This window comes from Mesorhizobium sp. M2C.T.Ca.TU.002.02.1.1 (genome assembly GCF_003997225.1).
Genome location: NZ_RZTO01000481.1, coordinates 1 through 4,785 on the forward strand (window position 1 = coordinate 1; position 4,785 = coordinate 4,785).

6 protein-coding genes are annotated in these 4,785 nt (G+C 56.9%); 3 read left to right on the top strand and 3 right to left on the bottom strand.

Annotated features, from left to right (window positions below):
• Positions 1-599, top strand: a 599-nt coding sequence (locus EOD07_RS22820; RefSeq protein ID WP_127237070.1) for a DUF3800 domain-containing protein, incomplete at its 5' end; no start/stop codon positions are given.
• Positions 600-878: 279 nt separating this feature from the next.
• Here EOD07_RS22820 and EOD07_RS22825 read toward each other — a convergent pair.
• Positions 879-1,337, bottom strand: coding sequence for a hypothetical protein (locus EOD07_RS22825; RefSeq protein ID WP_127237071.1), 459 nt, complete (start codon positions 1,335-1,337; stop codon positions 879-881).
• Between the two features lie 218 nt (positions 1,338-1,555).
• Between EOD07_RS22825 and EOD07_RS22830 the strand changes: the two genes are divergently transcribed.
• A complete protein-coding gene (locus EOD07_RS22830) occupies positions 1,556-1,804 on the top strand; it encodes a DUF982 domain-containing protein (protein WP_127237072.1) in 249 nt (82 codons plus the stop codon).
• 18 nt (positions 1,805-1,822) lie between these two features.
• Here EOD07_RS22830 and EOD07_RS22835 read toward each other — a convergent pair whose 3' ends face one another.
• Entirely contained in the window at positions 1,823-2,473 is a 651-nt protein-coding gene (locus tag EOD07_RS22835; RefSeq protein ID WP_127237073.1) for a hypothetical protein, read from the bottom strand.
• Between the two features lie 197 nt (positions 2,474-2,670).
• Entirely contained in the window at positions 2,671-2,913 is a 243-nt protein-coding gene (locus EOD07_RS22840; protein WP_127237074.1) for a hypothetical protein, read from the bottom strand.
• Between the two features lie 1,268 nt (positions 2,914-4,181).
• On the opposite strand from EOD07_RS22840, the gene EOD07_RS22845 reads away from it, so the two are divergent.
• Positions 4,182-4,785: hypothetical protein (locus EOD07_RS22845; protein ID WP_164772441.1), on the top strand; the 604-nt coding region annotated here is incomplete at its 3' end.

Below are 4,785 nucleotides of genomic sequence, written 5' to 3' on the forward strand. Positions count from 1 at the left end.
AAGTCTCACAGGAGGCGTTTGGCAGTCGCCTCCTGAGCAAACAAACAGAGTTCCACGGCATCGAAATTTGTAGGGGAAGCGGCAATTTCAAAGGCTACGATTTTGGTGACCGCTTGGCTATCCTTCAAAAGCTTTTGGGCATCATTGCCTGCGAGGACGTTTGCCGCATCCGTGTCAAAATCAATCCTGAGAACATTACGCACTCGTCAGACGCGCCCGATGAAATTGCCTTCATGTACTTTATCGAGCAGGCCGATTCCCTGTTTAAGGAAAAGGGGTCGCTTGGGATGGTGTTCGGCGACTACGACGACGCTGCCATCGGCAAGTCGGTAGCAAGCTTGTCGCAGTTTCGCAAAGGCGGGACGCGCTGGGCCCGTGGTAAGGAAATTGGGAATATCATCGACACGGTTCACTTTGCCAAATCCCATCACAGTCGGATGATCCAGTTGGCAGACGTGCTGTTGTATTGCCTGCAATTCCATCACCAGAGCAACAAAGTTCCGTGGCGGAAAGCCGTTGACGACGCCATTGTCGCGAGCGGAGTTTTGACTTGCCAGAGGACGCGAGAATGGCCAATCGAAAAGTTTTGGTATCGATAAAAAGGCAATGACCGGCGTCCAATATGGACTGGCAAGGCTATGCGCCTCTGCTCCACCGGTCATGCCCACTTTGATACGATTCCCTGAATCATTGTGTCAAGGTGCGCTCACCGCGGCGCAGCACCGATTTCGTTACCTTAGCCAACGCTAATGTGCTACGCTCAATACTAGCTGGGTGGCCCTTTGTCCAACCCCTAGTCCCCGGGCCGCTCAGCGGGTAATTAGGGATCAGTCATCCTCTGGTCAGTGGCTGATCCCTTTTTCGTGATATGCCATCACCTACCCATACAGCTTCGACCTCACCCCCCGACGAAGTGCTTCGTGGCGGCCATAGAAGTCGCGCCTCACCTGCAATGGCCTGTCTAGAGCAGCCGTCCTCACCGCCTCTGAAGCTGTCGTATAGTCGGTCCCCGGATGAGCCTTAATGTAGGCTTGCGCGGCGTCGTAAAGGGAGAGCCGTTTCCACTTTTTCTCCTGCTTCTTCTCTTCCTGTTCCACCTCGCGTTCGCTTTGAGTCCATACGGCCTCGTCCCATTCCTTTTGCACGGTAGCGCATCCTGAGTAGTAGGAACTGAGCCAGACCGTTGCGAGCGCTACGGCCCAGAGCACGTCTCGTGAAGCTCCGAAAGCAGCCCATGCCAGCACGAACGCGCCTAGGCCCGCCCAGACGACGATGGCGTTCCGCTTCTCGTAGTGAACGGACTGCGGCAACGTCTTGTAAGGGAAATCCCACAGCATCTTTGCTTCTCCCATCAATGGCCACCCAACAATTGACGCAGCGCAAAGTTACCGCATCGCCATCAGTGTAGAACAATCATCGCGGGGGCCAAGGTGGCAGTCAAAACCGAACCAACCCACACCCTCAGTGGCGCGGCTACCGGTAATGGCTGCCACCAATTTGCCCCCTTGGCTCCCAGGCTCCGCTGCGCAGCGGCTTTGGCTTAAGGCGCTTGCCCATGGCCCTGAACTGGTTCCATCCCCCTGTCCCCGTGAAGACCGATCAGCCTGGGCTCACCTATAATTGTGCCAATGTGGAAGGTGCGGCTGAGGAACTGCTCAAATGGAGCAAGCGCGGTCCACACTGGAACCGTGCGGTGCGGGCCTGTATGGCCTGTCTCGCCGATCAAGCAACGCCGCAGGAAGTCCGACGGCTGTTTCGCCTCGCAGCCAAGGAGGAAGGTGTTCTGCGCGAGATGGTCGATTGACGCGATAGGACATCGTTCCTATTTCGTTCCGTCGCCTGTGATAGACCGTAACTCCGCCCTAGCGTCTTCATACACCTTGAAACGTTCTTCCAACCAGGCCTTCTTACGTGGCAACTCGGCTCGGAACGGATCAAGCGAAGGGGCTCTCATGGCCTTCTGGAGGAAGTCGATCCATTCGCCCTCTGCCAACGAAAGTGCCGTTCCCGCTTTCATAAGGGATGACGCTTTCTGCGCTAGATCGAAGTCTGAGAACGTCCCGTTGTCCAGTTGAGCAATCGTGTCGTCGAGGGATTTGTCCAGTTGCGATAGGGTGTCATCGAGTTCATTTTTGCGGACCCTGGCGTGGTCGAGAAGCACTTTGAGACTAGCGCGATCCTTCTCCCCTTCCGGGGAAATATCGCCTACGACATCGAGCAGTTGCTGGCATACCTCCCTTAGCCGATCAATATTGACATCAGTGCCTTCAAGAGCCTGCTCGGCCTCGATCACTTCTTTCTCAAAGCCGGGACTTGGCCGCCCATTGTTGAACTCAAGTGCCCGGTGCATCGCCTTAATGCGTTCCTCCGCACGTGTGAGGTCGTCAATAAGCGCACTTGTGAAATAGCCGTGCTTCCCTTGAGCAAGTTTGAACGACGTGGCCTCCGACGAACCCTCGTCGATGCCAGACACGTCAAATGCCTTAGTCGTCCTTTTGAACAGCTCTAGGCCAGCTTGGACCGCCAACAGACGACGATTCAGTCCTTCCTGAAGTACGTCTACTGCCTTCTGTGCCTTTGACCGAAACAGGCGAGAGAAAAGTGACATAGTTGACGATCCTCCTCCCGCGATTCTATACGAGAAGACGCATCGGTAAATAACAAAGGCGCCTATGTTCCGCTCTTGGGTTTCGCCGATCCCGCGCCAAACCACCGGATGAACGTCGCGTCCTTCCCGGTGACCTCCCGCACGGCCTTCAAAAGCGCCTCGTGCAAGTCCCGCATAGACCTATAGTGTTCGCACTGGGGCGATATCAGCGGACGTGTGATACTGAGGTGCAGCGCCTCCGCCGCCGACATGAATTGCTCCAGTTCCACATTCGATAGCTGCTTGGGTTTGTTGCGTCGGACCATCGCGACCTCCTGTTGGGTGTCGCCCCATCAGGATTATCTTCCTACTGTGCATAACCGAGGGCAAGCCCTCTGCACCGCTAAAATCGGGGGGAAGGCTGTGGTACAATTCGGCCCCGCACACACGGGGAAGTACCTTGGCGAGCAAGACTTCGAAAGATGCCAGTGCCGATAGAGAGGAGCAGGAACGTCAGGACAAACTCCATGACGACTACCTCAAGCACCGAGGAGACCTCGATAGGCTGCGGATTGAGCAGCTTGGGTCACTAGACAAGGCGCTCCTGACCTTGAGTAGCAGCGCAATAGGGTTTTCTATCGTCCTTATCACCATGTTCGCCCGTAGCCACAATCCAGTAGGTATCGTACCCCTGTGGTTAGCATGGTTCTTTTTCGTAGCTGCAATCGTTGCTAATTTGATTTCGTACTGGGTGGCGGCAAAGTCAATTGAGATTGATATGGACGACTTGGACGCAGAAAAGAGAGGGGAAGCAGTTAGCCGAATAAACTGGGCCCGACCCTGGACGTTCAAGTTAACAGGCGGCGCGCTGCTCTCGTTTGTTGCTGGCGTCGTCCTACTCCTCATATTCGCCTTTCAGAACGCAATGGCTGGGTCTGATACCCCCATTCCGCCTGCAAAGCTATCATCAGGGGACGGCCCAGCAGTCGCGCCAATCGCAGGCGGCTCAGCCGAGAACCCCTCTGGTGGAGGGGGCTGGGCTGGCGGCTCGGCCGAGAACCCCTCTGGCGGAGCGCGTTGGAAGCTTGACCCTTTGGTGCCCGGAGGGGCCACAAGTCCCGAGCAGACAGGTGCAAACGGCTCGAAGCCGCCAGCAGCCCGCCCCGTCAATCCTCCGCCTACCGTTACAGCGCCTACCGATCCCGCCAAACAGCAGAAGTGAGCTACGACGATGAAGAAAGTTATTACCACTCGCCCCGGACCTGTCCTCATCCAAAATGGTGCTACAGGCGCAAAACAGCCCGTCGCTCGGCCCACAGGTAGCGCGGGTTCGAAGAAATAGAGTTCTGACGCTATCGCGACGTTCGTAGGTAAGTCCACGGCATCAACGCCGACACTTTAGACGGCCGTGAAGTGATAGTGCGCGAGGAGGACCGTCGGCTTTCGACGTAGAGGGGGCCGCCCTCATTGGAGGGTTTTGGGCGGTGCTGACCGCGCTGGCCCCTTTGGTTCGGGGTCACGTTCCTCGGGCAATGGGTTTGGGGCTTCCCCGCAATGGGGCGAGACGACCCGAGTAGTGCGGCGGGAGGGGACGTTGAACAAGAGGAACGAGGCCCGAGCGGCGGGGCTTAAGTCGATGTTGGCGGCCCTCGAAAAGCTCGAAGCGGCCATGCAGGGCGCGGTAGTCATTTCAGACGGTGCAATAGGGGTTGTGCACACGGGTCGCCAAAACAGGGCGCTCTTTGTGTTTGCGAAGCTAATAACCCACTGCATGTCGGTGGCCGGGATCATTGAGAACCGCACGGCGCTCTTGGATCACTTCTCCGTCGCCACCCTCGGCCGCGCCATCATCGACGCTTCGCTGATGACGAAGTACATCTCGGAACCGTCGCTGACCGCCGATGAGTGGGACCTTCGGCGACAAGTCCTGTACCTTCACGACCTCACGACGCGAAAGAGGTTTCTGACGGCTCTAGAGCTTGCAGGTCAGCCGAGGGACACGGGCTTCTTTGAAGGGTACGCCGCAGCAAAGGAGAGGCTGAAAGCCAAAATCGAGGACCTCGCGGCCAAGCTCGGCCACTCGTCGGACCAAATCAAAGAACTTAGTAGCGGCCAAAAGGTATTTGTTGGCGGTTCTAGGGGCGCGGCTCGCGAGGCCGGATGGGACCTTCAGGAATTTGAGTTCCATCAATCTTATC